This is a genomic window from Amaricoccus solimangrovi, from assembly GCF_006385685.1.
Lineage (GTDB): Bacteria > Pseudomonadota > Alphaproteobacteria > Rhodobacterales > Rhodobacteraceae > Amaricoccus > Amaricoccus solimangrovi.
In genome coordinates this window covers 1-2517 of record NZ_VFRP01000080.1, presented here as the reverse complement: position 1 = coordinate 2517, position 2517 = coordinate 1, and the positions used below count along the sequence as shown (strand labels likewise).

General features: G+C 68.4%; 2 protein-coding genes and 1 pseudogene. 2 read left to right on the top strand and 1 reads right to left on the bottom strand.

Going from position 1 to position 2517, the window contains the following annotated elements:
* Positions 1–514, top strand: a 514-nt coding sequence (locus FJM51_RS23195; protein ID WP_233713247.1) for an ABC transporter permease, incomplete at its 5' end; no start/stop codon positions are given.
* A 496-nt stretch (positions 515–1010) separates the two neighbouring features.
* On the top strand, positions 1011–2084 hold the full coding sequence (locus FJM51_RS23190; RefSeq protein ID WP_210240412.1) for a citrate synthase family protein: 1074 nt from the start codon (positions 1011–1013) through the stop codon (positions 2082–2084).
* 150 nt (positions 2085–2234) lie between these two features.
* On the opposite strand, the pseudogene FJM51_RS24075 reads toward FJM51_RS23190, so the two are convergent.
* Positions 2235–2517: pseudogene (locus FJM51_RS24075) on the bottom strand (hypothetical protein); the annotation flags it as partial.

The window sequence follows — 2517 nt, the reverse complement described above, 5'->3', positions numbered from 1 at the left end:
GGCGCCGATCGACATCGTGAAGCAGATCTTCGCCTGGGTGACCGATCCCGGCTTCTACAAGCACGTCACGATCACCCTGACCGAAACCGTCCTCGGCTACGTCATCGGCACCGCGCTCGGCGTCGCGGCCGGCGTCTGGCTCGGGCTCTCCCGGGGGGCGTACCGGATCCTCGATCCGTTCATCAAGGCGCTGAACGCGATCCCGCGTGTGGTGCTGGCTCCGATCTTCGTGCTCTGGCTCGGGCGCGGGCTGTGGTCGAAGGTCGCCCTCTCGGTGACGCTGGTGTTCTTCATCACCTTCTTCAACGCGATGCAGGGTGTGCGCGAGGTGAACCCGGTCGTGCTTGCCAATGCGAGGATCCTGGGCGCCCGGCGGCATGCGCTGCTCACCACGATCTACTTCCCGGCGGCGGCGAGCTGGATCCTGTCCTCGCTCCGGACCTCGGTCGGCTTCGCGGTGGTGGGCGCCATCATCGGCGAATACCTCGGGCCTCGGCCGGGCTCGGCTATCTGATCGCCCAGGCGGAAGGCAATTTCGACGCGGTCGGGGTCTTCGCCGGCATCATCATCCTCGCGATGTTCGTCCTGCTCATCGACCGGGTGCTCGACGTGGCCGAGGCGAGGCTCATCAAGTGGAGCCCGAATTCGCGCGAGACCGAAACCGCCTGACCGCGCGCCCCGGGGTGTCCGGCCGTTCATCGCCGCGCACCCTGACGAGACATCCACAAGGAACGCCCCGTCGCGGATCGCGCCCCGACCGGACGCCGGCGACAGGTTGGCGACAACATCGAAGCGCACATTCGCGACGAAGGCCGCGCAAGGCGGTGACAGGAGAGGGAACGCAACGGTGCAACTGAACGGCATGCTCCATGGGTCGAGGCTGCTCGCCCATGTCGATTTTCCGGCCTCGGAGGTAGAGCTTCGACCTGAGCGGCATCGAGATCGACCCGGCGACCCGCGCGCTCTTCCTCGCGACCGAGGCCGAGGCGGATGACCCGCGACCCGAGGCGATGCTGGCCGCGATCGAGGCGCGGGGCGGCAGGTCGGTGTTCCTGAGCTACCTCGCGACCCTCGGCGGCCGCCTGTCGCGCGACGCGATCCTCGCGGCGATCGCCACGACGATCAGCTGGGGCCCGCTGACGCGCAAGCGGATCGGCCGGCTGACGGCGGAGACGCTGCCCTGGTATCTCCGGCTCTACGGGGTGATGGTCGGCGCGACGATCCCGGGCGAGCATCACCAGGCGGGCTCGCTCCACGGCATCCCGCGCGCCGAGCGCTTCGGCGAGTGGACGATGGCCGACCTCTGCTTCCTCGCGATGACCGGCAAGAAGCCGACGCCGGAAGAAGCCCTGCCGCTCCAGATCCTCATCGGCCTGCTGATCTCGAACGGCCCGGGCTCGATCTCGGCGCAGGGGGCGAAGGGCGCGGTCTCGGCCGACGGTCCCCAGACGCCGGGCCGGGTGCAGATCAACAAGGCGATGATCGGCTTCCTCACCCACACGGGCTACAGCCACGGCGGCAACGGCTTCGAGTGGATGGCCTTCCTGCTCGACCGGTTCAGGGACAGGGGGCTGAACGATTCGACGGACCCGGCCCACGGCATCGACCTCAAGGCGATGGCGGCGGAGTTCGCCCGAGGCTACCGGCGCGAGAAGAAGGCGGCGAAGGAGGCCGGCGCCGAGCTCCGCGCGCTCCCCAGCGTGCATCACCCGGTCTTCAAGGGCAAGCCGGTCAACTTCGACCCGCGCGAGCGGTTCGTGGCCGAGTACATGAGCGGCGCGGGCAAGTACAACATCTTCCACGCCTTCTACCGTGAACTCGTCCAGGCGCTCCACGACAACGGCGCCTCGCCCTACGTCTTCTGCGTCAACGTCGACGCGGTGATCGCGGCGCTGCTGCTCGCGCTGCTCTGGCCTGACTACCGGGCCGGGCGGCTCGGCGACCGCGACCTCGAGACCGCGGCCTTCACCCTCTTCCTCTACGGGCGCATGATCGGCTCGGCGGTGGAGATCGACGACCACCTCAACCGCGGCCGCGACATGGACACGCGGACCCCGGCCTCGACCTGCGGATTCGTCGTCTGATGGAACTCGCCGCCGGCAAGCTCGCGGCGCTGACCGCCCGCCGTCCTACCTGGCAAGCAATGTAGCAAGCAAGATCCAGGGGGAACGGGCGAGCGTATTGGGCGAATCATCCGCCGGAGGAGCGATCAGCGCGGTGCTTGGCCAAGCCGCTCACTGGGCTCGCGCAGCCTCGGCAAGACCGGGTATCTCCTCGTCGGCGCCAAGCGCGGAGAGAACCAGTGTTCCGACCCGAGAGGTCAGGAAATCGTCGGAGGCGACCAGATAATAGCCTCTCGCGGAGCGGAGCGGATCGGTATCGAGCGGCACGAGCACGCGGTTGCGGATGAGATCGTCGATCACACCGGACCAGCCGAGCGAAATCCCCTGGCCGATCAGGGTCTGGTGGATCGCGATCCCGTGGTTGGTGACCCGCACGCCCGGGTCGATCTGGCGC

Coding starts and splice junctions, on each gene's coding strand:
- FJM51_RS23190 (WP_210240412.1), top strand. CDS start 1,011: ATGCTGGCCGCGATCGAGGCGCGGGGCGGCAGGTCGGTGTTCCTGAGC.